This is a genomic window from Acidilutibacter cellobiosedens (assembly GCF_004103715.1).
In the GTDB taxonomy this organism is placed as follows: domain Bacteria; phylum Bacillota; class Clostridia; order Tissierellales; family Acidilutibacteraceae; genus Acidilutibacter; species Acidilutibacter cellobiosedens.
The window spans coordinates 506,213-533,209 of the sequence record NZ_CP035282.1; the positions used below are offsets into that span (position 1 = coordinate 506,213).

Annotated in this window: 30 protein-coding genes, 1 riboswitch and 1 other annotated feature; of the genes, 28 read left to right on the forward strand and 2 right to left on the reverse strand. The window is 34.0% G+C overall.

Annotated elements, in window-relative coordinates; translation table 11 throughout:
- Nucleotide 1: 1 nt before the first annotated feature.
- Nucleotides 2-81, forward strand: a riboswitch (glycine riboswitch).
- Between the two features lie 80 nt (nucleotides 82-161).
- The 20 genes from gcvT (at nucleotide 162) to rsmI (ending at nucleotide 16,760) form a co-directional block, all read left to right on the forward strand.
- Nucleotides 162-1,271: a glycine cleavage system aminomethyltransferase GcvT gene (gene gcvT / locus EQM13_RS02490; protein ID WP_128751866.1), complete on the forward strand. Its 1,110-nt coding sequence runs from the start codon at nucleotides 162-164 to the stop codon at nucleotides 1,269-1,271.
- A 3-nt stretch (nucleotides 1,272-1,274) separates the two neighbouring features.
- Nucleotides 1,275-1,658 (forward strand): glycine cleavage system protein GcvH, encoded by a 384-nt coding sequence (gcvH, locus tag EQM13_RS02495; protein ID WP_128751867.1) that lies wholly within the window; start codon nucleotides 1,275-1,277, stop codon nucleotides 1,656-1,658.
- 3 nt (nucleotides 1,659-1,661) lie between these two features.
- On the forward strand, nucleotides 1,662-3,005 hold the full coding sequence (gene gcvPA, locus EQM13_RS02500) for an aminomethyl-transferring glycine dehydrogenase subunit GcvPA (protein ID WP_128751868.1): 1,344 nt from the start codon (nucleotides 1,662-1,664) through the stop codon (nucleotides 3,003-3,005).
- Between the two features lies 1 nt (nucleotide 3,006).
- On the forward strand, nucleotides 3,007-4,455 hold the full coding sequence (gcvPB, locus tag EQM13_RS02505) for an aminomethyl-transferring glycine dehydrogenase subunit GcvPB (protein WP_128751869.1): 1,449 nt from the start codon (nucleotides 3,007-3,009) through the stop codon (nucleotides 4,453-4,455).
- Nucleotides 4,456-4,475: 20 nt separating this feature from the next.
- Nucleotides 4,476-5,861, forward strand: coding sequence for a dihydrolipoyl dehydrogenase (lpdA, locus tag EQM13_RS02510; protein WP_083381810.1), 1,386 nt, complete (start codon nucleotides 4,476-4,478; stop codon nucleotides 5,859-5,861).
- 74 nt (nucleotides 5,862-5,935) lie between these two features.
- A complete protein-coding gene (locus EQM13_RS02515; RefSeq protein ID WP_083381811.1) occupies nucleotides 5,936-6,205 on the forward strand; it encodes a DUF2508 family protein in 270 nt (89 codons plus the stop codon).
- Nucleotides 6,206-6,446: 241 nt separating this feature from the next.
- Nucleotides 6,447-6,713, forward strand: a complete 267-nt coding sequence (locus tag EQM13_RS02520) for a pro-sigmaK processing inhibitor BofA family protein (RefSeq protein ID WP_071139480.1) — start codon at nucleotides 6,447-6,449, stop codon at nucleotides 6,711-6,713.
- A 200-nt stretch (nucleotides 6,714-6,913) separates the two neighbouring features.
- Nucleotides 6,914-7,543, forward strand: a complete 630-nt coding sequence (locus tag EQM13_RS02525; protein ID WP_071139481.1) for a 50S ribosomal protein L25 — start codon at nucleotides 6,914-6,916, stop codon at nucleotides 7,541-7,543.
- 96 nt (nucleotides 7,544-7,639) lie between these two features.
- Nucleotides 7,640-7,810: a hypothetical protein gene (locus EQM13_RS18140; RefSeq protein WP_159429039.1), complete on the forward strand. Its 171-nt coding sequence runs from the start codon at nucleotides 7,640-7,642 to the stop codon at nucleotides 7,808-7,810.
- A gap of 56 nt (nucleotides 7,811-7,866) precedes the next feature.
- On the forward strand, nucleotides 7,867-9,276 hold the full coding sequence (gene amrA / locus EQM13_RS02530; RefSeq protein WP_128751870.1) for an AmmeMemoRadiSam system protein A: 1,410 nt from the start codon (nucleotides 7,867-7,869) through the stop codon (nucleotides 9,274-9,276).
- Nucleotides 9,277-9,335: 59 nt separating this feature from the next.
- Nucleotides 9,336-10,187 (forward strand): AmmeMemoRadiSam system radical SAM enzyme, encoded by an 852-nt coding sequence (amrS, locus tag EQM13_RS02535; RefSeq protein WP_071139483.1) that lies wholly within the window; start codon nucleotides 9,336-9,338, stop codon nucleotides 10,185-10,187.
- A 15-nt stretch (nucleotides 10,188-10,202) separates the two neighbouring features.
- Nucleotides 10,203-11,609 carry an aminotransferase class I/II-fold pyridoxal phosphate-dependent enzyme gene (locus EQM13_RS02540; RefSeq protein WP_071139484.1) on the forward strand — a complete coding sequence of 469 codons (1,407 nt, stop codon included), beginning with the start codon at nucleotides 10,203-10,205 and terminating at the stop codon, nucleotides 11,607-11,609.
- A gap of 15 nt (nucleotides 11,610-11,624) precedes the next feature.
- Complete coding sequence (tmk, locus tag EQM13_RS02545; protein ID WP_071139485.1) at nucleotides 11,625-12,263, forward strand: dTMP kinase; 639 nt, start codon at nucleotides 11,625-11,627, stop codon at nucleotides 12,261-12,263.
- The gene (locus EQM13_RS02550) at nucleotides 12,260-12,586 is read left to right on the forward strand and encodes a cyclic-di-AMP receptor (protein WP_071139486.1); all 327 of its coding nucleotides are present in this window, start codon (nucleotides 12,260-12,262) and stop codon (nucleotides 12,584-12,586) included. The genes tmk and EQM13_RS02550 overlap by 4 nt, the downstream gene beginning before the upstream one ends.
- A gap of 17 nt (nucleotides 12,587-12,603) precedes the next feature.
- A complete protein-coding gene (locus EQM13_RS02555; RefSeq protein ID WP_071139487.1) occupies nucleotides 12,604-12,888 on the forward strand; it encodes a cyclic-di-AMP receptor in 285 nt (94 codons plus the stop codon).
- The gene (gene holB, locus EQM13_RS02560) at nucleotides 12,863-13,879 is read left to right on the forward strand and encodes a DNA polymerase III subunit delta' (protein WP_083381812.1); all 1,017 of its coding nucleotides are present in this window, start codon (nucleotides 12,863-12,865) and stop codon (nucleotides 13,877-13,879) included. Before EQM13_RS02555 ends, holB begins: the two co-directional genes overlap by 26 nt.
- Before the next feature lies 1 nt (nucleotide 13,880).
- The gene (locus EQM13_RS02565) at nucleotides 13,881-14,855 is read left to right on the forward strand and encodes a PSP1 domain-containing protein (RefSeq protein ID WP_083381813.1); all 975 of its coding nucleotides are present in this window, start codon (nucleotides 13,881-13,883) and stop codon (nucleotides 14,853-14,855) included.
- Between the two features lie 91 nt (nucleotides 14,856-14,946).
- Entirely contained in the window at nucleotides 14,947-15,117 is a 171-nt protein-coding gene (locus tag EQM13_RS02570) for a DUF362 domain-containing protein (protein ID WP_071139488.1), read from the forward strand.
- 55 nt (nucleotides 15,118-15,172) lie between these two features.
- A complete protein-coding gene (locus tag EQM13_RS02575) occupies nucleotides 15,173-15,931 on the forward strand; it encodes a tRNA1(Val) (adenine(37)-N6)-methyltransferase (RefSeq protein ID WP_128751871.1) in 759 nt (252 codons plus the stop codon).
- Nucleotides 15,924-16,760, forward strand: coding sequence for a 16S rRNA (cytidine(1402)-2'-O)-methyltransferase (gene rsmI, locus EQM13_RS02580; protein ID WP_128751872.1), 837 nt, complete (start codon nucleotides 15,924-15,926; stop codon nucleotides 16,758-16,760). Before EQM13_RS02575 ends, rsmI begins: the two co-directional genes overlap by 8 nt.
- A 28-nt stretch (nucleotides 16,761-16,788) precedes the next feature.
- Here rsmI and EQM13_RS02585 read toward each other — a convergent pair whose 3' ends face one another.
- On the reverse strand, nucleotides 16,789-17,031 hold the full coding sequence (locus tag EQM13_RS02585) for an AbrB/MazE/SpoVT family DNA-binding domain-containing protein (protein WP_071139491.1): 243 nt from the start codon (nucleotides 17,029-17,031) through the stop codon (nucleotides 16,789-16,791).
- 158 nt (nucleotides 17,032-17,189) lie between these two features.
- On the opposite strand from EQM13_RS02585, the gene EQM13_RS02590 reads away from it, so the two are divergent.
- The 4 genes from EQM13_RS02590 to EQM13_RS02605 are packed head-to-tail and all read left to right on the forward strand — an operon-like array spanning nucleotide 17,190 to nucleotide 21,194.
- Nucleotides 17,190-18,191: a DNA double-strand break repair nuclease NurA gene (locus tag EQM13_RS02590; RefSeq protein WP_128751873.1), complete on the forward strand. Its 1,002-nt coding sequence runs from the start codon at nucleotides 17,190-17,192 to the stop codon at nucleotides 18,189-18,191.
- A gap of 11 nt (nucleotides 18,192-18,202) precedes the next feature.
- On the forward strand, nucleotides 18,203-20,038 hold the full coding sequence (locus tag EQM13_RS02595) for an ATP-binding protein (protein ID WP_128751874.1): 1,836 nt from the start codon (nucleotides 18,203-18,205) through the stop codon (nucleotides 20,036-20,038).
- 56 nt (nucleotides 20,039-20,094) lie between these two features.
- Nucleotides 20,095-20,676, forward strand: coding sequence for a nucleoside recognition domain-containing protein (locus EQM13_RS02600; RefSeq protein WP_071139493.1), 582 nt, complete (start codon nucleotides 20,095-20,097; stop codon nucleotides 20,674-20,676).
- On the forward strand, nucleotides 20,670-21,194 hold the full coding sequence (locus EQM13_RS02605; protein WP_128751875.1) for a spore maturation protein: 525 nt from the start codon (nucleotides 20,670-20,672) through the stop codon (nucleotides 21,192-21,194). The genes EQM13_RS02600 and EQM13_RS02605 overlap by 7 nt, the downstream gene beginning before the upstream one ends.
- A gap of 43 nt (nucleotides 21,195-21,237) precedes the next feature.
- Here the strand turns inward: EQM13_RS02605 and EQM13_RS02610 are convergent, their stop codons facing one another.
- On the reverse strand, nucleotides 21,238-22,266 hold the full coding sequence (locus EQM13_RS02610) for a 3D domain-containing protein (RefSeq protein WP_071139495.1): 1,029 nt from the start codon (nucleotides 22,264-22,266) through the stop codon (nucleotides 21,238-21,240).
- A gap of 273 nt (nucleotides 22,267-22,539) precedes the next feature.
- Nucleotides 22,540-22,784: a binding site (T-box leader), on the forward strand.
- 44 nt (nucleotides 22,785-22,828) lie between these two features.
- On the opposite strand from EQM13_RS02610, the gene metG reads away from it, so the two are divergent.
- Genes metG through rsmA form a run of 4 tightly spaced genes read left to right on the forward strand, consistent with a single transcriptional unit; the run spans nucleotide 22,829 to nucleotide 26,982 of the window.
- A complete protein-coding gene (metG, locus tag EQM13_RS02615; protein ID WP_128751876.1) occupies nucleotides 22,829-24,784 on the forward strand; it encodes a methionine--tRNA ligase in 1,956 nt (651 codons plus the stop codon).
- Between the two features lie 10 nt (nucleotides 24,785-24,794).
- The gene (locus EQM13_RS02620) at nucleotides 24,795-25,565 is read left to right on the forward strand and encodes a TatD family hydrolase (protein WP_128751877.1); all 771 of its coding nucleotides are present in this window, start codon (nucleotides 24,795-24,797) and stop codon (nucleotides 25,563-25,565) included.
- Nucleotides 25,566-25,580: 15 nt separating this feature from the next.
- On the forward strand, nucleotides 25,581-26,129 hold the full coding sequence (gene rnmV / locus EQM13_RS02625; protein WP_071139498.1) for a ribonuclease M5: 549 nt from the start codon (nucleotides 25,581-25,583) through the stop codon (nucleotides 26,127-26,129).
- Complete coding sequence (gene rsmA, locus EQM13_RS02630; RefSeq protein WP_128751878.1) at nucleotides 26,119-26,982, forward strand: 16S rRNA (adenine(1518)-N(6)/adenine(1519)-N(6))-dimethyltransferase RsmA; 864 nt, start codon at nucleotides 26,119-26,121, stop codon at nucleotides 26,980-26,982. Before rnmV ends, rsmA begins: the two co-directional genes overlap by 11 nt.
- Nucleotides 26,983-26,997: the final 15 nt, after the last annotated feature.

The window sequence follows — 26,997 nt, forward strand, 5'->3', positions numbered from 1 at the left end:
GATCTCTGGAAAGATGGAAATCACCGTAGGAGCAAGTGCATCATTTACGATGCTGCAACTCTCAGGTAAAAATACAGAGATATAATGACACCTATATTGTAGTGTCATTATATCTCTGTATTTTTTTGTTTTTTATTATTAAAATTTGGAGGTGAATGTATTTGGAAAATTTAAAGAAGACCCCATTATATGAATGCCATCTGAACCTTAATGGAGAAATGGTTGATTTTGCGGGATGGAATCTTCCTTTGCAATATAAAGGAATAATCCAGGAACATGAAAAAGTAAGAAATGATGCAGGAATTTTTGATGTTTCTCATATGGGGGAAATTACTGTAAAGGGGCAAGATGCCTTTAATTATTTGCAGTACATTGTTACAAATGATATTTCCAAGCTTCAGAATAATGATGTCATATATACCTTTATGTGCAATCCTCATGGCGGAGTGGTTGATGACCTTCTTGTATATAAGTTTGAGGAAGATTATTTCATGCTTGTCGTAAATGCGGGAAATATTGACAAGGATTTTCAATGGCTGGTCAGCAATAAGGAACATTTTTATGTTAATATTTGCAATGTTTCGGCTGGGATAGCTCAAGTTGCTGTTCAGGGGCCTAAAGCCCAAGACGTGCTTCAGAAAATTGCCGGCTTTGATCTTAATGAACTCAAATTTTTCAAATTCAAAAGGGATGCATATATAGGCGGTAATAAGTGTATGATTTCAAGAACCGGCTATACAGGTGAAGACGGATTCGAAATATATTCCGGCAATGAAAGTATAATTTCTATTTGGAAAAGTACAATTGAGGCGGGAAAAGAATATGGTATTCTTCCGGCAGGTCTCGGTGCGAGAGATACTTTGAGATTTGAAGCAAACCTTCCTCTTTACGGCAATGAACTTTCCGAAGATATAAGCCCTATTGAGGCAGGGTACGGCTTTTTTGTAAAAACTAATAAAGAAGATTTTGTAGGAAAAGATGCCCTGCTAAGGCAGAAAAAAGATGGAATTAAAAGAAAAATAGTGGGATTTAAAATGACAGGAAGAGGAATACCCAGAAAGGGATATGAAGTTAAAAAGAACAACAAAAATATAGGGTTTGTAACGACCGGATATTTTTCTCCTACTTTAAAGAAAAGCATAGGTCTTGCAATGATATATACCGATTATACTGATTTAAATACGGAAATAGATGTAATGATAAGAAATAAACCTATAAAAGCAGCAGTAATCAGCAGAAAATTTTATACAAAAAATTATCGGGAGGAATGAAAAATGAAAGTATTGAAAGATTTGCTTTATACGAAAGATCATGAATGGGTGAAGGCTCAAGGCAATGAAGCGTACATCGGGATTACAGATTATGCGCAGCATGCCCTTGGAGATATAGTCTTTGTAGATCTGCCCGAAATAGGTCAGGAATTTGAGGCTGGAGATAATTTCAGCGCAGTGGAGTCGGTAAAGGCAGCTTCCGATATTTATATTCCCATAAGTGGGAAAATATTAAATATAAATGAAGCTTTATCCGATGATCCCGCTCTTATAAATCAAGATCCCTATGAAAATTGGCTTGTATTAATTGAAATTAAAGATGAATCCCAATTGAATGATTTAATGAATTCCGAGGAATATGAAATTCATTGCAAAAAGGAGGATTAATTGATGTATCCCTATATACCAAATACCCCGGAAGATGAAAAAATTATGTTAGATTCTATAGGGTTATCCTCTGTCGATGATCTTTTTGACGATATACCGGAAGAAGTGAAATTAAAGAGAAGACTCAACATAAATTTTCCCATGTCTGAAATGGAAGTTTTAAATCGTTTAAAAGCTCTTTCCAAAAAAAATATCAGTACCGAAGATATGGTATGTTTTCTTGGAGCGGGAGCTTATGATCACTATATTCCGTCAGTAGTGAAATATGTAATTTCAAAGCCGGAATTTTATACTGCCTATACGCCTTACCAGGCAGAAATAAGTCAGGGAACTCTTCAATCTGTATTTGAATATCAGAGCATGATATGCAGCCTGACCGGAATGGACGCAGCCAATGCTTCAATGTATGATGTAGGTACGGCCGCTCAGGAAGCTGGATTTATGGCTTGCGAAATTACAAGAAGGAAGTCTGTGGTTGTTTCCAAATCGGTTCATCCCGAAGTACGTAAAGTACTTAAGACTTATATGAAATTCAGACAAATTGAAGTTGTGGAAGCGGACCTAAAAGACGGAGTTACGGATATTGAAAAGCTCCAAAAAATTATAAATGAGAATACAGCAGGAATTATAGTTCAAAATCCTAATTTCTTCGGAATAATAGAAGATTTTTCCGAAATCGAAAATATAATTCATAGAAACAAGGGATTAATGATTATGAGCGTTGATCCCATATCTTTGGGAATTCTTAAAACCCCTGGGGAATGGGGAGCGGATATTGCTATAGGGGATGGACAAAGTTTGGGAAACAGTCTGAATTTTGGAGGCCCCTATTTGGGATTTATGGCAACAAAATCAAAATTCATGAGGAAACTTCCGGGAAGAATTGTAGGGCAGACGGAAGACAAAGACGGAAAGAGAGCTTTTGTCTTAACTCTTCAGGCAAGGGAGCAGCATATAAGAAGAGAAAAGGCAAGTTCAAATATATGCTCCAACGAACAATTAAATGCCTTAGCTGCAACAGTGTATATGACTGCAATGGGCAAGGAGGGCTTAAGAGAAGTAGCTCTGCAGTGTATAAGTAAATCTCATTATGCCTTAAAAAAGATAATTGACACGGGAAAATTTCAGTTGCTGTTCGACAAACCATTTTTCATGGAGTTCTGCCTAAAGAGTAAATATGACGGAACAAAAATAAACGAAGAACTTTTGAAGAAAAATATTATAGGAGGATATGAATTGGAAAGGGAATATCCTGAATATAAAAATTCCGTTCTTTTATGTGTAACGGAAAAGAGAACAAAAGATGAAATAGATATTCTTGCTGATGCATTGGAGGGAATAAAGTAAAATGAAGGAATACAATAAACTTATATTTGAAATTTCAAGGAAAGGCAGAAAAGGGTATTCTCTTCCAGAAAATGATGTTCCCCATCTAAAAGCAGATGATATAATTCCGGAGAATTTGTTAAGCAAAAATGAAATTAATCTGCCGGAAGTAAGTGAAGTAGATATAGTCAGACATTATACCCAATTAGGAAATAAAAACTATGGAGTGGATACGGGATTTTATCCTCTCGGTTCTTGTACAATGAAATATAATCCTAAGGTAAATGAAGAAGTTGCAGCTCTTTCGGGATTTACAAATATTCATCCCTATGAAAATGAGGAGAAGGTTCAGGGAGCTTTGGAGCTTATGTATGATTTATCGAAGAAACTTGCCGAAATAGGGGGAATGGAAGAAGTTACACTTCAGCCTGCTGCCGGCGCTCACGGAGAAGTTACAGGACTCATGATTATAAAATCATACCATGAATATAGGAATGATTACAAAAGAAGGAATATAATAATCCCCGATTCTGCTCATGGAACTAATCCGGCATCCGCCGCAACCGTAGGATTTAATGTAATACAAGTGGAATCAAATTCCGAAGGGAGAATAGATATAGCAAAGCTGAAAGAGGTCATTAATGATGAAACGGCAGGACTTATGCTTACTAATCCCAATACCTTAGGCCTATTTGAAGATGATATATTAGAAATATCCCGTCTGATTCATGAATCAGGAGGCCTTCTGTATTATGACGGAGCAAATATGAATGCTGTGATGGGTATGGCAAGACCGGGAGATATGGGATTTGACGTAGTTCATTTTAATCTTCACAAGACCTTTTCAACCCCTCATGGCGGAGGTGGACCGGGGAGCGGTCCTGTAGGAGTAAAAAAGGATTTGGTTAAATTTCTTCCTGTGCCGATAATAGAAAAAAAGAATAATAAATATCGTTTGGACTATAACAGACCGGAATCGATAGGAAAAGTAAAGTGCTTCTATGGCAACTTTGGAGTTATGGTCAGGGCATATGCTTATATTCTTTCAATGGGAGGAGAAGGTCTCAAACAAGCAAGCAAAATGGCTGTATTGAATTCCAATTATATAAAATCGAAACTGAAAGGATATTATAATATTCCTTTTGATCATCTATGCAAGCATGAGTTCGTTTTGGGAGGACTTAAAAATGGAAACGGAGTTACTACATTAGATGTGGCCAAAAGATTGTTAGACTACGGTTACCATCCTCCAACCATATATTTTCCTCTTATTGTTAAGGAGAGTATAATGATTGAACCGACAGAGACCGAAAGCAAGGAAACGTTAGATGAATTCATTGATGCCATGATTGAGATTGCCAATGAGGCTGAAAAAGATCCTGAGATCCTGAAAAATGCGCCTTACAATACGATAATTAAGAGAGTTGATGAAGTCAAAGCCGCAAGAAGGCCAATTGTTAAAGGGATATAAACTGGGAGGTGATGAATATTATGGAAAAAGATGTTGTGGTAATAGGAGGAGGACCTGCAGGATATGCTGCAGCTATAAGAACAGCTCAAATGGGGGGGACTTCCCTGCTTATAGAAAAGAATAATCTTGGAGGTACATGCCTTAATGAGGGATGTATTCCCACAAAAGTGTTATACAGAAATGCAGAGATTTTAAAAACCTTAAAGAATATAGAGAATTTTGGGATACATGTGGACGGATATTCCATAGATATAGAAAAAATTCAGGAAAGAAAAAATAATGTGATAGATAAGCTCAGAAATGGCATTTTACAATTATTGAAGAAAAATAAAGTTGAAGTACTTTATGGGATAGGGAAAATACAAGATAAAAATACGGTTGAAGTTATATTAAATAATGGGGAAATAAGAAATATTCGGACTAAAAATATAGTAATAGCAACAGGGTCAACCTCTGCCCGATTACCCATAGAGGGGAGCAATAATCCTCAGATTTTCAACAATAAAACTTTACTGGATTTTAACAAGGTTAGCAAAAGCTTATTTATAATAGGCGGCGGAGTTATAGGAATGGAATTTGCCAATATATTTAATGAAATGGGTTCGGAAGTAACGGTTGCGGAATTTATGCCTGCAATATTACAACAAGTAGATGAAGATTTAATTAAGAGATATAAAATACTTGCCAAAAAAAGAGGGATTCACATTCATACGTCGGTTAAAATAAATAAAATTGAAAAAGATGAAAAAGAGTTTATAATAACCGGAGAAAATAAAGACGGCGAAGTAATATTTAAATCGGAAGACGTACTTTTGGCAGCAGGGAGGACACCGAATCTTCGGAGATTAAATATTGAAGAAATGGGAATAAATTTTGATAAAAAAGGGATAAAAGTGGATGAAAGATATATGACCAATATTCCCGGAATATATGCCGTGGGAGATGTAAACGGCATATCAATGCTTGCTCATTCAGGTTCATATCAGGGTATACAGGTGGCAGAAAGAATAATGGGAAATGAAGACACTTTAATTTTGCCTCCTATTCCAAGTTGTATTTTTGTCTTCCCCGAGATTTCTTCTGTGGGCATTACAGAAAAAGAGGCTAAGGACAAAGGGATAAAATACAAAACGAGTAAATTTATGTTCGGGGGGAACGGCAAAGCTCTCGCTATGGGAGAAGAAGAAGGATTGATAAAGATAATAGCCGATTCGGAAGACGATACAATCCTCGGAGTTCATATTATGGGAGCCCATGCCTCTGATTTAATTCACGAAGGAATGATCGCGGTATATAAGAAAATGAAATGCAGTGAATTTTCTCATACAATTCATGCTCACCCCACTTTGTCGGAAGTACTATCGGAAGCGATAATGACTGTAAATAAAGAGTCAATATATTCGTAGAACAGACCTTTTTATCCATGTATATCCCCTTGATCTTTTGTTAATAATTACTAATAAAGGAACGGGGGGATATTATGGATTATAAAGAAAGAGGAAAAAGAATAATTAAGTTGGCAAATGTATTATCTTTTAAACCTATTGAAGAAAAATATACGGCAGAATATGAAAAAAAGGAACTTATTGAAGATTTAAAAGCAGCTCATAGGGAATGGAAAGACAAGGAATCTCATTTTAATGATGTCACGGACCCGGACTTGATAGATCACGCTATATACGAAATAGAAGCTTCCAAGATAAAATATTTCTATTTTTTAAAAAAGATAAAAGAAAATCATCCGTTATAGCCCATAGGTAAATCATGTTCTTCCTCAATATAAATTTTCCGTAAAGTGGGTTTCAAAAAAAGCTTCCTTAAAATTCTACTTCATATAAAAGCCTTTTTTATAACCCATAGGGAAATTAAGATTTCCTTAATATAGATTTCCCGTTAAATGGGTTTCAAAAAAGACTTCCTTAATTTCTATTTCATATAAAAGTCTTTTTTATTATATAATAATATTAATATATAGTAGGGAGGATAATATTATGGGAATTGATTTTGGGGTAATACTTGCTTACGGAATTGGGCTGATTCTTCTTTATCTTATAGGTATGCTTCTTGTAATACCTATAAAAATGATAATCAGACTTGTTATAAATGGAGTACTGGGTGGAATACTTCTTTTGATTGTAAACTTAATAGGAGGATTTATAGGGATAAATATAACCATAAATCCTTTGACGGCAATATTGACGGGATTTCTGGGAATTCCGGGAGTTATACTGTTAATAATCCTTCAATATATTTTATAATCCATGGAAAATCCCATTTATCTTAATTTATATTTGACCTGAAATGGGTTTCAAAAAAGGCTTCCTTAATTTATAAGGTCTCAATAGAAGCCTTTTTTATTACTCATGGGGAAGTCATATTTTATTATTTGCATTTACATGATTTTTTTGATATAACATTATTAGTAAATAAAAAACCAAGGATAGGAGGAACTATATATATGGTAACCGAAAAATTGAAAGTCGAAACCAGAGAAGAAATAGGAAAAAATAAAGTCAATAAAATTAGAAAAGCTGAATATATTCCAGGAGTTATATATGGAAAAGACCAGAATACTTACCATGTGAAAATAAAAGAAAATGAGTTTTATAAAACTTTAAGAAAATTTGGGCGTTCTTCTATGCTCAACTTAGACCTTGACGGCGAAACAGTTCCGGTTATAATTAAGGAAATTCAAAGTGATGTTATAAATAATAAAGTTGTTCATGTGGATTTTCAGAAATTAGTTATGACAGAGAAGATCAAGATGAACATACCTATAAATTTAATTGGGAAAGATAATATAAAAATTCAACCTTCTATGGTAGTTCAACAATTGGATGAAATAGAAATTGAATGTCTTCCTGGAGATATTCCTGAAGTAATAGAAGGAGACGTATCGAATATTGATTTCAAAACTCCTCTTTTAGTTAAGAATTTAAATATTTTTGGAAACGAGAAGATTACAATACTTAAAAATGAAAATGATGCAGTAGCCATTTTGGTAGAACCTTCAAGATATACTGAAGAAGAACCTGCAGAAACTACTGAAGAAACTCCGGAAGAAACAGCGGAGGACGAAAAAGAATAAAAAAATATGTAGAAAAAGGTGTTAATTCTTGGTATAATGTTGTATAATTTAATAAAATGTTGGATATCAAAATACCTGTGGTGGGAGTTGGTATTGATGACTAAGATTATACTTCTTATACTAGTGATAATACCTGTATTTATTTTTGAATTCTATATTCTTACAGATTTAATAAAGGACTATTATTCTCAAAGAGATAAGAAAAAAACCAATATTAAAAAATTTCATGGGTTGCAGAGAAACGACTTATATATGAAAATGAAATAAGTACCTTTTTAGGTGCTTATTTTTTTAAAAAAGAAATTTAAAAGGGAGTGGACAAAATGGGTAGAATATTAGGATTTTATTTGTTTCCTCATCCTCCCGTTGTTATTGAAGAAATAGGAGGAGAGGAGAGACTTAAAGCTCAACAAACCATAACGGGGGTCGAGAAGCTGTCGGAGGATATTGAAAAGAAAAAACCTCAGACTATTATTATAATAACACCTCACGGTCCCATGTTTTCTAACGCAGTTTCTATTTCAACAGAAAAGAACCTTAAAGGGGATCTGAAAAAATTCGGAAATAATAATCTGGAATTTAACTTTGAAAATAATCTGGATTTAGTTGACAAAATAGTGGGAAAAGCTCAAAAGGAAGGAATACCCACGGCTAAAATAGATGAAAGGTTTGGATCCCTTTATAACGTAGATCCAAATATTGACCATGGTACATTAATCCCGTTATACTTTGTTAATAAAAAATATTCGGACTATAAGCTGGTCCATATAACATATGGGCTTATTTCTCCTTTAAAATTATATAAATTCGGAATTCTTATTAAAGAAGCAGTATTGGAATCCAATGAAGATATAGTGTTTATAGCAAGTGGGGATCTATCTCACAGGCTTTCCGACGAAGGACCATATAACTATGCCCCTGAAGGGAAGATATTTGACAGAGAAATAGTTGAATTTTTGAAAGAAGGTAATTTTGAAGATATTGCTTCCTATGATTTAAATTTCGGAGAAAAAGCGGGAGAATGTGCATTAAGAAGTTTAATTGTTCTGTCAGGATTTTTGGACGGTTTAAAATTAAAGACAGAAGTTGTATCCTATGAAGGGCCTTTCGGAGTGGGATACTGTACTATGAAAGGGTCCGTGGAAGGGGAGAAAGGCGAAGGCTCCACATATGAAAAGATATTGAAAAAACAACAGGATAGAATTGAAGATATAAGAGCAAAGGAAGACTCTTATGTAAAACTTGCAAGGCAGAGTTTGGAATATTACGTATCAACGGGAGAGACCATGAAAATTCCGAAGGATCTTTCAAAAGAATTATTGAATGAAAGAGCAGGAGTATTTGTAACGATTAAAAAGGATAATCTTCTCAGAGGATGCATAGGGACCATAGATCCGGAAGAAAGTTCAATAGCGGGAGAAATAATAAGGAATGCTGTAAGTGCGGGAACAAAAGATCCCAGATTTAATCCTGTTCGTAAAGATGAATTAAAGGATATTGTATATTCGGTAGATGTTCTCGGGAAAGCAGAGATTATAAAATCGATTGATGAACTGGATATAAAAGAATACGGAGTAATAGTATCCAAAGGGTTTAAAATGGGATTGCTGCTGCCCGATATTGAAGGAGTGGATACTCCGGAAGATCAAGTTAATATTGCTATGCAAAAAGCCGGCATAAAAGATATCAAAGGCTGTACTCTTGAGAGATTCCAAGTAGTAAGGCATTTTTAGGGGATGAAAAATTAAGATTGTTAGAGGTAGAAAGAAGTTTGTTGTGGGAGATGAAATATATGCGTGATTTTAAGGAAGCCATGTATTATGAAAAAATGAATAACGGCAGAGTTAAATGTTTTTTGTGCCCTCACCGATGTACAATAAAAGACGGATATTCGGGGATATGCGGAGTCAGGAAAAATAAAAACGGGATTTTAAATACAATAAATTATGGGAAAATATCGTCCTATGCCTATGATCCTATTGAAAAGAAACCATTACGCAATTTTTATCCCAATACAAGGATATTTTCCATAGGAAGCTTCGGATGCAATTTAAAATGTCGATTTTGTCAGAACTGGCAGATTTCTCAACAGCTTCCCCCTACGATAGAAATTCCGGATAAGGATATTTTGGCTCTTGCAGGAGAAAATTCCATAGGAATTGCCTATACTTATAATGAGCCTACAATATGGTACGAATATGTTTTCCATATAGCAAAGAAGATAAGGGAAATAGGGTTAAAGAACGTATTGGTAACTAACGGGTATATTGAGCAAGAACCCTTGAAAGAACTTCTTCCGTTTATAGATGCATTAAATATAGACCTGAAATCCTACGATGACGAATACTATAGAGAACTATGCGGAGGGAATATAGGACCGATACTTGAAACAATTAAAATGTCCGCAGAAAAGTCTCATGTGGAAATAACTACTCTTATTGTTGAAGGAGAAAATGATTCTCCTGAAAAAATTGGGAGTATGGCTTATTGGATTTCTCAGATTGATAAGAATATTCCTCTTCATATTACAAGGTATTTCCCCGCATATAAGATGAACAATCCCCCTACATCTTTGGATATATTGACGGAGCTGAAAGAACAAGCAGATAAGTACCTAAAATATGTTTATTTAGGTAATGTATAAAGAAGGAGATGTCTTATGAATACTCCCATATTTAATGCACTGACAGAATATATGGATAAAAAAGGAGTATCTTTTCATATGCCCGGACATAAAGGGAAAAATACTCTCATAGATTGGGGAAAATATATTCCATATATAGATGTAACCGAAATTGAAGGAATGGATAACCTGCATAATCCTACCGGTATAATAGAGGAAAGTCAGAGACTATCGGCAAAAGCATTCCATTCTAAAGAAACTTTCTTTTCCGTGAACGGAACTACGGGAGGAATATATATAGCATTAGCAGCAGCGACCGATCCTGGGGATAAGATTTTGATTCAAAGGAACTGCCATAAATCCGTATATAATGGAATAATACTTAACAGACTTATTCCCGAATATATTTATCCTCATTATAATAAAAAATATAACTTAATAACAGGAATAAATCCGGAAGATATAGAATTAATATTAAGTAAGGATTCCGATATAAAGGCAGTAGTTGTCACATACCCTACTTATTATGGGATATGTTCAAACGTTGAAGAGATTTCAAGAATAGTCCATAAATATAACAAGATCTTGATAGTGGATGAAGCCCATGGAAGTCATTTCGTTTTTTCTCCCCATCTTCCCATATCATCTTTGGAGGCGGGAGCGGATATTGTAGTTCAAAGTACTCATAAGACTCTTCCAAGTTTTACTCAAACTTCCATGATTCATGTAGGAACAGACAGGGTAAATATAGATAAATTAAAAACCATGTCCTCCTTGTATCAAACCACAAGTCCTTCTTATATATTTATGGCTTCTTTGGATATAGCAAGAGAATATATGGAGACAAAGGGAGAGGAAAAACTGAACTCTCTTTTTGAAAATATTGACTATACTTTAAATAGGATACGACATATGAATAATGTATTTGTTTTCGAAGGGGATGCTGAAGATGATACGATATGGGATTTTGATAAGACAAAGATTATTTTAAGAATTAACGGAATGAAGGGAACGGAGCTCCAAAGAGTACTGAACAAAAAATATAATATACAATTGGAAATGGCTGATTATTATTATGGACTGATTTTAACTACGTTAATGAATGATAGGGAGGATTTTGAAAAATTAATATCTGCATTGACAAATATAAAAAAAATTGACAAGAATATTCCGACCTTATCTGTAGATTTCCCACCTGTTAATCAAATTCTTAGTCCCTGGGAAGCCTTTTATGGGAATAAAGAGGAATGTAAATTAAAAGATGCAGTGGGAAAAATTTCAGGAGAATTTGTAGTACCGTATCCCCCGGGTGTCCCCTTGATATGTCCTGGGGAAGAGATAACACCGGAAATCTACGAAAAAATTAGATTTTTAAAAGAAAATTCAGTGGAAATAATCGGGTTATTAGATTATAATATAGAAAAGATACGAACAATTAAATAGAAAGGAAGACTTAATATGAGGGGATTATTCATAACTTTGGAAGGACCTGATGGTTCGGGTAAGAGTACGGTTATCAAACTATTGTCAACATGGCTTAAAGAAAAAAATGTAGAATTTATAACAACCAGAGAACCAGGAGGAACCAATATAGGAGAAGATATAAGAAAAATTATATTGGATAAAAAAAACAACTCAATGTCTCCTCAAACAGAAGCTCTTCTTTATGCGGCAGCCAGAAGTCAGCATGTTTCGGAGAAGATACTTCCAGCATTAAAGGAAGGAAAGGTAGTTATTTGTGAAAGGTTTGTTTTATCCAGTCTTGCATATCAGGGAATTGGAAGAGATTTAGGAATAGATGAAGTGAAAAAGATAAATGATTTTGCAACAATGGGAATAGAGCCGGATTTAATTTTATTTTTCAATGTAAATCCCAGGTATTCTCTTAAAAGAAAAACCATAAGACATGGAGGGGATAGGCTGGAAAAAGAAGGAGAAAACTTTCACCAAAAGGTTTATGAAGGGTATCTGAAACTTTTAAAGATATACCCTAAAAATGTTAAAGTGATAGATGCTACAAGTACATTGGAGGAAGTTTTTTATGAAGTCAAGGAGAGCATGAAAAATATTCTTAAAGGAGGGGGAATTACAAAGTGAAGTTAATAATTGCCATAGTTCAGGATCAGGATGTTGTTACTCTTATAGATGAATTAACTGAAAAAAATTTTAGGGTTACAAAGTTGTCTTCAACGGGAGGATTTTTAAAATCGGGAAATACCACGCTTCTGATTGGAGTAGAAAACGAGAAGACACAAGAAGTATTGAAAGTTATCGAATACAGTTGTAAGACCAGAGAAATTACCACTTCTTTATTGACGATGTCTATGCCGGGAGAAAGCTATATTCCATATCCTATGCAGGTAAAAATAGGAGGAGCTACGGTATTTGTTGTAGATGTAGAACAGTATATAAGAGTGTAAATAAAGGGGGAGATAATATGAAGCTGATAATAGTCATTATTCATAATGAAGATGAAAATAGACTGATAAAAGAGTTAATCAAAAATAGATATCAAGCTACAAAGTTATCTTCAACAGGGGGATTTTTAAAGTCAGGAAATACTACTCTTCTTGTAGGGGCGGAAGATGAAAAGGTAGAAGAAATAGTGGATATAATTAAATCTGTATGCAGAAAAGAAACTAAAAACAAAGAAAACAGGAAAGACGAACAAGGAGGAACAAATATATTTATAATGAATGTTGATAAATTTAGGAAGATGTAGTTGGGGGAATTATATGAATTTTCAGGATATAATAGGTCAGGAAAGAATAATTGAAAATCTTAAAAGAGCTTTTAAAAATAATAAACTCAGCCACAGTTATCTTTTTCAGGGAGCCGACGGAATAGGGAAAAAGATGACTGCCTTGGCTTTTTCAAAGGCTCTTTTATGTAAAGAAAAGGGAGAAGAGCCATGCAATCGATGCAGTTCATGCGTTAAATTTGAAACAGGAAATCATCCGGATTTTTTTTTAATTCAGCCGGATAGAGATATAATAAGGAAAGAACAGATTGAAGATGTTATAAGTGATATAAATTTTAAACCCTTTGAGAGCAGCAGAAAAATTTATGTAATAGATGACAGCCAGAAGATGACCAGAGAAGCTCAAAACTGCTTTTTAAAAACCTTGGAGGAACCTCCTGACTATGCTATATTTTTTCTCATTATCGGACAGAACATGGGACTTCTTCCTACAATATTGTCAAGATGTGAGATAATTAAATTTTTCCCTGTGAGAAAAGACGAATTGGAAAAATTTTTAATAAGTAAGTATAAAAAGAGCAAGGAAGAAGCGGAATTTATATCTTCATATTCCAAAGGCAGTGTGGAAAAAGCGATAAGCATTGCTTCATCTGATGAATTCGTTGAATTGAGAGAAGAAACCATAAAAATTATTACGGATATAGTAGAGGGAAACAGTTTAAAACCATTTACTTCAATGGAATTTTTTATAAAAAACGAAAAAAAGAAAGAAGAAATATTTAATATAATATTATATTGGTTCCGAGATATATACCTGTATAAAGAGCTGAAGAAAAAAGACCTGATAATAAATAAAGACAAATTAAAATTGATTTCTGATCAAACTTTTTTAGATATAGATAAAATCAATGATATAATAGATAATGTACAATATACAAAAAATAATGTAGATAGAAAAGCTAATTACCAACTTTCGATAGAAACAATGCTCTTAAACATACAGGAGGGATGAGATGGTAACCGTTGTAGGAATTAGATTTAAAAAAGCAGGAAAGATATATTATTTTGATCCGGACGGATTGAATATAGAAAAAGACGATTGTGTTATAGTTGAAACATCAAGGGGAATAGAATTTGGATACGTGGTGGTAGGAATGAAACAAGTCACGGAAGATGAGATAGTTCCGCCCCTTAAGAAAGTTTTAAGAATCGCAACGGAGGAAGATTATGAAACTCATAGGCTGAATAAAGCAAAAGCTAAAGAAGCCTTTGATATATGTTTGAAAAAAATTGCAGAACACAAATTAGATATGAAACTTATAGATGTGGAATACACGTTTGATAATAATAAGGTCATATTTTATTTTACCGCAGACGGCAGAATAGATTTCAGAGAACTGGTAAAGGATTTGGCAAGTATATTCAGAACGCGTATTGAGTTAAGGCAAATAGGAGTAAGAGATGAAGCAAAGATGATAGGGGGACTTGGTCCCTGCGGGAAGCCTATATGTTGTGCCGCCTTTTTAGGGGAGTTTGAGCCTGTTTCCATTAAGATGGCAAAAGAACAGAATTTATCCCTTAATCCTTCAAAAATTTCAGGTATCTGCGGAAGACTTATGTGTTGTTTAAAATATGAATATGAAGTCTATGAAGAGCTCCTCAAAAAAATTCCTTCTGTAGGCACTATAGTTATTACGCCTTTGGGAAGAGGAACAGTAGTAGACACTTATATCATATTGGAAGCTGTGAAGGTAAAAGTAAAATTAAGCGACGGTACTGAAGGGTTAGTCAATTATAAGGTTTCCGAATTGGAAGTAACGGAAGAAAGGGATCCGGATTATGTTGTCCCTGTGGAAGAAAATCAGGAATTAGAGAATATAGAAAATTTTTGTAATAATACAGGCTGTGAAAGAAACATAGATTGCAAAGGCTGTGAAAGAAATATGAACTGCCCCATGAGAGAAGAAATAGAAAAACGTAAAGAATGAATAATAAATAATAATTCCCCTTTAAATCTTTCTGAATAAATGGTAAAATAACTTTAGTTGTTAAGATAAGTATTTTAGGGGGTGAATGTAAATGGCATATGTAATAGGTGATGCATGTATAGCCTGTGGCAGCTGCGCAGCTGAATGCCCAGTTGAAGCAATAAGTGCCGGAGATGATAAATACGTTATTGATCCAGATAAATGTATTGAGTGTGGATCTTGTGCAAATGTATGTCCGGTAGATGCACCAAAACCAGAATAATGATCTTTAAAAGGCCCCCTAATAGGGCCTTTTTTGATAATGGGAGAGAAAATCTATGGGCATAACTTTGAATTCTGATGAAAGATTGGATACAGTACCGGGAAGTTGTTATAAAATAATACAGAATATAAAAAAATTTTCTTATGGAACAGATGCAGTTCTTCTTGCTAATTACTGTAATATAAAAAGAGGTTCAAAAGTTGTGGATCTGGGAACCGGAACGGGAATTATTCCTCTTTTGCTTGTGGGAAGATTTGAAGCGGATAAGATATATGGATTGGAGATTCAAAAGGATATGGCAGAAATGGCGGAAAGAAGCATTATATTGAATAAACTACAAGATAAAGTTAAAATAATTAATATGGATTTAAGGAATGTTTCTGATTTTTTTAAAAAAGAAAGTTTTGATGTAGTAACTTCAAACCCGCCCTATATGGTTAATGGAGGGGGAATTATAAATTCCGACGATAATTTCAGTATTTCCCGCCATGAAATATGTGCTACCTTAGAAGACATAGTGAAATCCGCAGAATTCCTTTTAAGGGATAAAGGGGAATTTTACATGATTCACAGACCATACAGAATAGCAGATATAATATGGAATCTCAGAAAGTATAAATTAGAACCTAAATCCATATGTTTAGTTTATCCCAAAATTGGGAAAAAACCTAATATGGTATTGATAAAAGGCGTGAAAAGAGGAAATCCCGAATTAAGGTTTGACGATCCTATATATGTTTATAACGAAGACGGAAGTTATACTGATGAAATATATAAAATTTATCGTATGAATAAGGAGAAAAATGATGGATAAAGGTACTCTGTATATATGTCCTACTCCTATCGGCAACCTGGAAGATATAACTTTAAGGACATTAAATATTCTTAAAGAGGCAGACCTAATTGCTGCGGAGGATACCAGACATACATTAAAATTACTAAATTACTATAATATAAAGAAACCCCTCATCAGTTATCACGAGCACAACAAAAGGGAAAGAGGAGAAAAAGTAATTAAAGAGATAATTGAAGGAAAAAGGGTAGCTTTGGTTTCTGATGCGGGAATGCCCTGTATACAAGACCCGGGAGAAGATCTTATTAAACTTGCAATAGAAAAGGAAATACAAATAGTAGCCCTTCCCGGAGCAAGTGCTTTTATTCTGGCATTGGTTCTCTCAGGATTTCCTACGGACAAATTTGTATTTGAAGGGTTTCTTTCTTCATCAAAAAAAGACAGAATTAAAGATCTAAACAGGATTAGAGACGAAAATAGGACCATAATTCTTTATGAGGCTCCTCATAGATTTTTAGATCTGATGGAGGATATAATTCAGGTACTGGGAGATAGGAAAATATCAGTATCAAGAGAACTTACAAAGATTCATGAAGAAACTTTTAGAGGAAAAGTATCGGAAGGAATTAAAAAATTCAAGGAGGAAGGAGTAAAGGGAGAGCTTGTCATAATTCTTGAAGGGAAAAAAGAAGAGGAAAAAAATTTTGATGATTTACCTGTAAAGGAACATATTAAACAGTACATGAGAGAAGGACTTTCTAAAAAAGAAGCAGTTAAAAAGGTAGCCAAGGAGAGAAAATTGCCAAGAAACCAAATATATAAAGAAGGAATAAATATAGAGGATAAATAACCCCTTCTGTAAGAAGGGGCAAATGGAATTATTTCTTTCTTAATTCTTCCAAGCAAGCAGGGCATATATTTTTACCTTTAAAAACTTGAACATCTTTAGCTTGTCCACAGAAAATACATGCTGGGGCATATTTCTTAAGTATAATTTGCTCTCCTTCAACATAAATTTCCAATGCGTCTTTCTCGGCAATATCCAGTGTCCTTCTTAATTCAATAGGTATAACCACTCTTCCAAGCTCATCCACTTTTCTTACAATTCCAGTTGATTTCATATTTCATTCCTCCCATTTATTTAATTTATATCGACTTTATTCTACAAGTTAAATAGTATCATATATGCCAAATTAAGTCAACATTTTTCTGAGTGAATTATGAAAAAATTTTGAGGATATAAAGTTGTAAAGTTTAAATGGAACGGAAAGGGGAAAACATGTATAAAGTTAGTAAGGAACTCAAAGATAGGACAAAAGAACTAAATGAAAAATTAAAAACCAAATACAACAAGGTTTTTCAGATGAGCAAGAATGAAATTATTTCATATATTGAAGAAAATATCGGGGAAATAATTAAACTGGAAAGTTTACCTTTGGAGGAACTTAAAAAATATTATGAAAAGGGAGGAATAATAGGAGTTGATGGCTCAAAAAACAGGATAGGGAGTGCTTCTCCTCATTTTGTGGAATTATATCAGGGCCTTGCTAAATGTACTAAAGGACAAGATTCCTCAGTATATAAGGGGGATTTTTATACTCCTTTGTACAATGAGGAAGAGAAAAATATTTTAAATGAAAATGAGGTAAAGACAAATTCGGAAGAAAAAATTCTTAATTATAAATTATCGAAAATAGAAGTGGATGCGGCTCTTGAAGGCATTAATAAATTTAATCCTTCCGTTGTGATGATGGATGGTTCCTTGATAAGGTACAATATTGAATGTAACAATGAATGGATAAAATTAAAAGATGAATGTGAAAAAAGAAAAATAATACTTATAGGCGTGATAAAAGAAATAGAAACCTCAATTATAGGAAACTCCATGATTAAAAACAAAATTCTCAAAGATTACGAAATATTTGGAGATAGGGAGATGCTCTACGGACTATTGGAATATAAGGATATGATTTTAATAGAAACAAATGTAGGAAATAAAAATGAGGCAGGGCTTTCTTCGGCATTCATCAGAAGTTCCTTTTCACCTACGGCTATCGGATTGGATATATTGGAAAGCCAAAGGGATTGTATAATCGATATGGGGAGGCTTGTTGTTTCACTTACGGCAGAAAACAGCAGGGGTGTTCCCCTGTGGCTTGATATTGTGGATAAAGAAGTAAAGATTTCAGATAAAATGATGAGAGGAATACTGGAAACCGCTTTGGACAGAGAAATATTGGAGAAACTTTTTATTTCCGAAAGAGATAAAAGATGGTTATAGGAGGGAAAGATATGAAGGTTGTGGGAGTAACTACGTGTCAGGAAATATATATAGGCTCAAGGTCCAGAAATTTCAGAATGAATGAATTTCTAATAATACAGGACTCATATCAGGGAGACCTTTTGGGAGAAGTAGTGGAGGCTCAGACTTATAACCGCTACATTCCTTTAAATATAAACGGAGATTTGGCAGACAATCATGTCTTAGAGTCCTTACGAGCAATAGGCTATGATATTGATGAAGATACTATTTACATAGCCAAAATCAGATTGGTAAACGAAGCTTCTTATCCTGTGGAAACCGGGTCGGATGTACGAATTCCGGAATTTTCCGAAGTAAAGGATTTAATGATTAAATCTTCTCTGGAAGAAGGGCTGATATTGGGAGAAATAAAAAATACGGATCAAATGGTAAAAGATATGGATGATGAATTCAAAGATATTCTATATACCTTTGAAAATAATGAACTTAATGAACAGAAAGGCATCCCTTTTATATTTAATTTAAGAAGTATGCATCAATATCCTCATATAGGTGTGTTTGGCGGTTCAGGCTCGGGAAAATCATTTGGACTCAGGGTTATTCTTGAAGAACTTATGAAATTGAGCATTCCGACCATTGTTTTAGATCCTCATTTCGAGATGGATTTTTCTCAGGAAGGAGAATATATTCCGAAGGATTTAAGAAAGGATTTCTCGGAGAAATTTAAGTGTTTTCAAGTAGGATATCATATAGGAGTGAAATTTGAAGAGCTTTCCAATCAGGATTTGAAAAATTTGCTGGAATCTTCGGGTAGAATGTCTGATTCCATGAATAATGTGGTAGATATCCTATTTAAAACGAGAGACTCCTATTTGAGCTTTCATGAAAGATTGAAAATGCTTATGGATGCTCAGGAAGAAGGCTCCTTAGATAAAATAATCAACAAAATAAACGCTGCCACTACAGCTCAAGAAAGGAAAGGATGGGAAAGAAGAAAAGAAATATTTTTAAATTATGATAAAATATGTCCTTACAGTTCAGTAAAAGGAATAATGTGGAGACTCAATAGGCTCAATAATGAAGGGATATTCAGCAAGGATATAAGAGAGGTGGAAGAAAACCTTAAAATGGGTAAACTTGTGGTAATTCAGGGAAGTACAAGAATTCTTCAGGTATTTTCTACCTATCTTTTGAACAATCTTTATCATAAGAGAAGGGAATATAAAGATGCCCAGTATAAAGGAATAGCAGAAGATTATTTTCCGCCTTTTATCATAGTTACGGACGAAGCCCACAATTTTGCCCCGAAGGGATATGAAAGCCCTTCTAAGTCCATACTTAGAGAGATATCCCAGGAAGGAAGAAAATACGGAACCTTTTTAATTTTGGCTACCCAGAGGCCTACCCTCCTTGATGAAACCATCACTGCTCAATTAAACACTAAATTTATATTCAGAACCGTAAGAGCATCGGATATTCAGACAATAAAAGAAGAAACGGATATCACGGAAGAAGAATCAAGAAGGCTTCCATATTTAAAATCGGGAGATGTATTTATTTCTTCTGCCGTAATGGGCAGAACGGTATTTGTAAGAGTAAGAGCAGCGGATACTACAAGTCCCCATATAGAGAATCCCTTTGATGAACTGGTAAGAAACAAATCAGATGATGAAGAAAAATTTTATGATATTATTAAGAACAGTATTCCCATAAATGAGCCTGATATTATATATATAATTCAAGATATAGAAAAAGAAACGGGAATAACATATACGGTGGAAGTTTTTAAGGAAAGGCTGGAAAAATTAGTACAGTCGGGAAGGTTAAAAAAAGAATCCACTCCGTTTTATGACGTATATAGATAGTGATGTTCTATAAAAAAGACTCTCCTCATATATTTAAACAAAAGGAGAGTTTTTTAATGATAAATACCATATGGTTTTTGCTTATATTTTTAGGAATAATTTATTCTCTGTTTTCAGGAAATCTTCAGGAAATAAATAATGCAATCTTAAAAGAAGCCGAGGCAGGAGTACTATTTTCTATAAATCTTATCGGAATTATGTCTTTTTGGCTTGGGGTAATGAACATAGCCGAAAAATCAGGAATATTGAAAAAGATTTCAAGACTGTTCAAAATACCCATTAAAATGCTTTTCCCCGGAGTTCCCGATAATCATCCTGCTCAAAGATGGATAATAATGAATTTGATTTCCAATATGTTTGGAATAGGAAACGGAGCAACAGCCTTTGGGCTGAAAGCAATGAAGGAATTGAATAGTCTTAATCAGAATAAAAAAAGAGCTTCTAATGCTATGTGTATGTTTCTCGTGATAAACATGTCATCAGTTCAATTAGTTCCGTTGACTGTCATCAAGATGAGAATGGATTTGGGATCTAAAAATCCCATGGAAATAATAGCCCCTGCTTTTTTGGCAACATCTGTTTCTTTAATAGTGGGAATAATAACCGTTAAGTTATTGGAGGTAAAATACAGATGTTAAATGCCATATCCGTAATCATCATACCGTTTATTGTAGGGACAATATTATTATATGGTTGGCTTAAAGGAGAAGATATATATTCTCTTTTTATAGAAGGAGCAAAAGAAGGACTAAAGACTTCCATGAAAATCATGCCCTATCTTATAGCGATATTTATAGCGGTAGGGATATTTAGGGCCTCCGGAGCAATGGATATGATGCAAACTTTATTTGAACCGGTGAATAAGATCTTAAAAATACCCGAAGGAATACTTCCGCTTATAATAATCCGTCCCATATCCGGAAGCGGAGCTTTGGGAGCGGTTAAAGACGTGTTGGAACACTGGGGGCCCGATTCTTTTCAAGGAAGAGTTGCGTCAATAATGATGGGCTCTACGGAAACTATTTTTTATACCATATCGGTTTATTTTGGCTCAATAGGAGTAAAAGACTACAGATATACCTTAAAAGCTGCTCTTATTTCTTATGCTGTTTCCATATTCTCATCAATATTGATTGCCGGAATTTTTTTTAGATAATGATAAATTTTAACTAAATTAAAAAAATAGGAGCTCTGAGCTCCTATTTTTTTAAAACATATACCCTTACCTTCCTTCTGCCAAAATCTTTGCAATCATCAGCAGAAGAAAAAAACAGATCTACTCTGCTTCCCTTTATAGCGCTTCCTGTATCTTCAGCTACAGCAAATCCATAATCCTGAGTATGGTCTAAACTTTCTATATACAGTTTAGAACCTAAAGGAATAATGCTTGGATCAACGGAAACTACCCCAGGCCGTGCTTTAGTACCCAAGGCGGTTAAGCCGTAACTATTGTCCCCGGGATTTTTACCTGTACTTTCATAAGATAAATCATAAGCCGTGGCAACGGCTACAAAAGAATGAGTATACCTTATGGCACCACGGGAAGACACAAAGTAATCCTTGGAACCTTTTTCCACAATTCTGGGAATTGGCTGAGAAACAATACTCTCTGATATTGTATCTTGAGAAGATAATTTTCCATCCTTAAATGTTGATTTTACAGTTATTTCTTTTAATCCGTTTGTTCCCTCTTGTACTACCTTTGTAGTTCCCTTTTCTAATTTATCCGTATGTTTTATGATACTCTCAAAGGGTAATTCTTTTTTAACTGTGTTAATCTTTTCTTCTACTCTTACGATTTTAATTTCTTCCATAGGTTCTATTTTTTCTCCTAATGCAGGATATGTGTAATCAAGTTCCCCCAATTTATAATTTAAATCTTTAAGTATATCTTCCACTCTATTATTTACAGATTGAACTTCGGCTGTTTTCCCTCCCATATTTATAACATAAGTTTTAGGCGTCTTAATGACGATAGTTGTGTCTCTATCAATCTTATAATTAGGTTTTAAATTTATTTTGGAACCTTCGGGAAGAGATATTTTTTCGCTTTTCAATAATTCTCCCACAGTAGACTGAAACGTATTTACTTTTCTTGTTTTATTGTCTATAGAAATAATAACCTCTTTTTGCTCCGCTTGATAAATCCCCAGAATTAATACAGCTGCTAATGATAATAAGGTCAAAATTTTTAGGTATTTGTTATTTTTATTCCAAAAAATTTTCATATTTTTTCCTCCTTCAATTTTGACTGTATAGTATTTTATTTCAAAATTATATGTTTGTCAAATTTTATAATAAAAAAGTGTAAACTTATGTAAATACAATAGCTCTATCAATAGGTTAGTATTGCCATAATATTTAATATTATTACATTTTGGATTTTAGTGGGTTGGAACAACAAAATAGATTGAATATTCTTGCATTTATAAAGAATTTATAATTCGCCCCTTGACAAAAATAGCTTTTTCCTATATATTATTTAAATAAATCATTATATGTGACAAATAATGAAGGGAAGAGTAAGCTTAAAAGAAAACTTTAGAGAGCCGGGTTTGGTGAAAACCGGTATTGGAAGTTAAGCTGAATATGGCCCCGGAGTTTTACGGCTAAACATGAAAGTGAAGCCGTAACGGAGTTATGTACGTTAACACATAAGGTTATTATTTGTAACTTAATGAGGTTTGAACTGCGAAGTTTAAACAAATTAGAGTGGTAACATGAAAAATAAGTCTTCATCTCTATAACAGAGGGGAAGACTTTTTTATTTGGAAAATATAATTTGGAGGGATTAAATTGAAGACTTATTATTTAACTACACCTATTTTTTATCCCAGTGACAATCTTCATATAGGGCATGCTTATACTACAGTAGCAGCAGATACATTAAAAAGGTATAAGAAACTTATGGGATATGATGTTTTATTAGTAACGGGAACGGATGAACATGGACAAAAAATTCAACAAAAAGCATTAGAATCCGGGGAAACTCCCAAGGAATATGTAGACGGAATTGTTGAAGATATAAAGAAACTTTGGAATATGCTGGATATTTCCTATGATATATTTATCAGAACTACAGACGAATATCATGAAAAAGCCGTTCAGAAAATATTTCAGAAGCTCTATGAAAAGGGAGATATTTATAAATCATATTATGAAGGACTTTATTGTACTCCCTGTGAATCGTTTTGGAGTGAAAGCCAATTAGTTGACGGAAAATGTCCCGATTGTGGCAGAGAAGTCCATTTTGAGAGAGAAGAGGCATATTTCTTCAGACTATCAAAATATAAGGACAGAATAATAAAATTATTTAATGAAAACCCGAATTTTATACAACCTGATTCCAGAAGGCATGAAATGATAAACAACTTTTTGAATGAAGGATTAGAGGACCTTTGTGTTTCAAGAACAGCCTTTGATTGGGGGATTAAAGTTCCCTTTGATCCGAAGCATGTAGTATATGTATGGATAGATGCTCTTTTATGCTATATAACTGCATTAGGATACGGAAGTGAAAATGATGAAAGATTTAAAAAGTATTGGCCTTGCGATGTCCATTTGATAGGTAAAGAAATAGTCAGATTTCATACTATCATATGGCCTGCCGTATTGATGGCTTTAGATATTGAGATACCTAAAAAGGTATTTGGCCATGGATGGATACTTCTTGAAAATGATAAGATGTCTAAGTCAAAGGGAAATGTCATATATCCGGAGCCTATGATTAAATTATACGGATTGGATTCCTTTAAATATTTTCTTTTACGAGAATTCTCATTTGGGCAAGACGGTTCTTTTTCAAGAGAGAAATTTTTGCAAAGGCTTAATTCGGATTTAGCAAATGATTTAGGAAACCTGGTCAGCAGAACCGTTACAATGATAGAAAAATATAGTGAAGGATTAGTACCTGAACCATCCGAAGAAGGGGAATATGATAAAGATTTAAAATCCTTGGCTTTGGAAATTCCAAAACAAGTTGAAAAGTATATGGACGCTTTGAATTTCAGCGATGCATTGGAAGAAATATGGAAACTGATTAGGAGAGCCAATAAGTATGTAGACGAAACATGTCCTTGGATTTTGGAAAAGGAAGGGAAAAAAGAAAGGCTGGATACGGTTCTTTATAATCTATTGGAGTCTTTAAGAATTATTTCTGTGCTAATAAGACCTTTCATGGAAAAAACTTCTGATGAGATATTTTCAAGATTAGGATATGAGACTAAAGACCATTCTTGGGAAGAAAGTAAAACATGGGGATTAATTCCTTCCGGCCAGAAAGTCCATAGAGGAGATGTATTGTTCCCCAGATTGGATATTGAAAAGGAACTGCTAAGATTAAACAAAGAAAACGAGAAGCTTATGGAAGAAAGAAGAGAGAAAAGATCTTTAGGAAAAAAACCAAAAGAAAAACTTAAGAAAAGCTATATAGATATTGATGATTTTGATAAAATAGATTTAAGAATCGGAAAAGTTCTTGAAGTAAAAAAACATCCCAGAGCAGATAAACTTTTAGTATTTAAAATCCAATTAGGAGAAGAAATAAGACAGATAGTATCGGGAATAGCAAAATATTATTCTCCTGAAGAATTAGTAGGGAAAAATGTAGTTGTAGTCGCTAATCTGAAACCTATAAAGCTAAGAGGGGAAGAATCTCAGGGAATGATATTGTCTGCTGCAGATGAAAAAAAACTTTCCGTAATTACTACCTTGTCCGGTATTGATTCGGGGGCAAAGGTAGAATAGGAGGTAGAAAATGTTAATAGACAGTCATGCTCATTTAGACGATGAACGGTTTGATCCCGACCGGGAAAATATTATTAGTTCCTTAAAGGAAAATGGAATATCTTTAGTTGTAAATCCCGGGTCGGATCTTTCTTCCAGCATTAAAGCAGTAAGGCTATCGGAGGAATATGAAAATATTTATGCCGCTGTGGGGGTACACCCCCATGAGGCAAAGGCAATGAGCGAGGAAACAATAGAAGCATTGAGAAGTCTTTCTGCAAGAGAAAAAGTTGTTGCCATAGGAGAAATCGGTCTTGACTATTTTTATGATAATTCTCCGAGGGACATCCAAAAAAAATGGTTCTTGGAACAGATAAGACTTGCTAAAGAAGCAGACCTTCCTATCATTGTTCATTCAAGAGATGCTTTTCAGGATACTTTTGATATAATTAATCAGGAAAAGGATAACAGGCTTAGGGGGGTTCTTCATTGTTACTCCGGAAGCGAAGAAATGGCAAGGGAATATATAAAATTAGGTTTCTACATTTCCTTTGGGGGACCAGTAACATTCAAGAACTCTAAAGTTTCAAAAAAGGTGGCTCAGGATATTCCTTTAGACAAGATGCTTATTGAGACCGATTCTCCTTATTTAACTCCCGAACCTAACAGAGGGAAAAGAAATGAACCCTCATATGTAAAATATGTAGCGCGCACTATTGCAGAGATAAGGGGAATAAGCTTTGAAGAGTTGGCGGAAAAAACAGCGGAAAACGCGAAAAATCTTTTTAAAATCAAAGAATAGATATGGAGGATATAATTGATTAAGGAAATAATAGTGGTAGAAGGCAAAGATGATATTCGGGCGGTAAAAAACGCCGTAGATGCGGAAGTCATAGCTACAGGAGGCTATGGATATTCTAAAGAACTTATAAACAGATTAAAAAAAATATCGGAGCGAAGAGGTGTGATTATTCTTACGGATCCTGATTTTGAAGGAGAAAGAATACGAAGGAATATCTCAAAGGATTTAAAAAATTGCAAGCATGCTTTTCTCCCGAGAAGAAAAGCATTGAAAAAAGGTGATATCGGAGTAGAAAATGCAGGTAAGGAAGATATAATAGAAGCTTTAAAAAAAGCAAGGCCTGCTTCTGTAAAAAGAATCGAAAAATTTACTCATGATGACATGATAAATTTTGGATTAACAGGCAGCAATAATTCTAAAAGAAGAAGAGAAATCTTGGGGGAAATCTTGGGTATAGGATACGGAAATTCTAAGCAGTTTTTAAACAGGCTAAATAATTATGGTATATCCAAAGAAGAATTTATAGATGGATTAAAGGAAATGGAGAAATGGAATGGAAGATAGAAGACTTTACTCTCCCAAAATGGTGAGAGATATCTTAGAAAAACATAATTTCAAACTATCGAAAAGCCTTGGGCAAAATTTTCTGATAGATGGGAATATTGTAAGAAGCATCGTAGAAAAAGGAGGGATAACTGAAAAGGATTTTATTCTTGAAATAGGGCCGGGAATCGGAACGCTAACGGAAGAACTGAGTATAAAGGCAAAATATGTTGTAGGAATAGAATTAGACGAAGCCCTTCTTCCCATATTAAAAGAAACACTCCGAGAGAGAAAGAATGTGGAAATAATTCATGGAGATATATTAAAAATAGATCTTGAAGAGCTTTTTCATAAAGAATTTAAGGGAGAAAGTATAAAAATAGTGGCAAATCTTCCCTACTATATAACTACTCCCATTATTGGAAGGTTGCTCGAAGAAGAATTAAACATCCAAGGAATAATAGTAATGATTCAAAAAGAAGTAGCAAGAAGAATGATTGCTAAAACTAATTCAAAAGATTACAGTGCATTATCCATATTTGTTCAATATTATACCGACCCTGAAATAATTCTTAATGTTCCCCGCTCCGTATTTCTTCCCAAACCCAAAGTCGATTCTTCCGTTATAAGGTTAAATTTGAAAAACCAAAAAATGAAGGTCGAAAATAAAGAAATATTTTTCAAAGTAGTACGGTCAGCATTCAATCAAAGGAGAAAAACTATCCAAAATTCTTTATCTTCCAAGGAATTAAATATTTCAAAGGAAAAAATAAAGGAAATACTAACTTTATGCAATATAGATCCCCAAAAAAGAGCGGAAAATTTAACTGCAGAAGATTTTGCAAAGATTAGTTCACTTTTTCCTCCTATTTAACATATATTAATAATA